This window comes from Shigella sp. SIG3 (genome assembly GCF_053555855.1).
Map to the genome: position 1 here is coordinate 1 of NZ_JBQZXE010000292.1, position 663 is coordinate 663.

General features: G+C 42.5%; 1 pseudogene. It reads left to right on the plus strand.

The window, feature by feature from the left end:
* Nucleotides 1-376: 376 nt before the first annotated feature.
* Nucleotides 377-558 (plus strand): annotated as a pseudogene (locus ACUU1I_RS21025) (IS1 family transposase); the annotation flags it as partial.
* Between the last annotated feature and the right edge of the window lie 105 nt (nucleotides 559-663).

Here is a 663-nt window from a genome sequence, read left to right on the forward strand (position 1 = left end):
AGCTTCTTACCATATTTGAAATAAAGCTCAATAGCGCGAATTTTTTGTTCTTCAGTAAACATGTTTCATCTTCTGAGAGTCCAGGAAATCGTCCGCATCCCCATTACCGTCTTATATCACTGGCGCTGACATGTGCTCATTGATGAAGTGAATCTGAATGACATGTTTTGCCATATCAACGCCAACCGGTGTATATTTCATTTGTGGAGTCTCCAGTCTGAGGACGCTTTATGCATCCCGTATTGGGCAGTATGATGCCGGAAAGCTGCGAGGCTCCACACCTGCCAGTTTCACCCTTTTAACCATCATACTACTCCGTGTTTAATTGTGTGGGATGCGTTCATTACATTTTAACAGTGTCACCCCGTCGGCCACGAAAGATAAACAGGTGACCAGAAAAGGGATCTTCATCCAGCACATGCTATATCTTGAACGTAACAACCTGACCCTCCGCACCCGCATCAAGCGGCTGGCACGTAAAACAATCTGCTTCTCGCGTTCCGTGGAAATCCACGAAAAGTCATCGGCTCCTTCATTGAAAAACACATATTCTACTGATTGGAAGCGCCACCCGAAAAAGTATCGTTTTTTTACAGTAAACTTCATTTAGCCGACTATAATGTAAAAAAATAAATTTTTTACCAAAATATAACATAAGGAAGT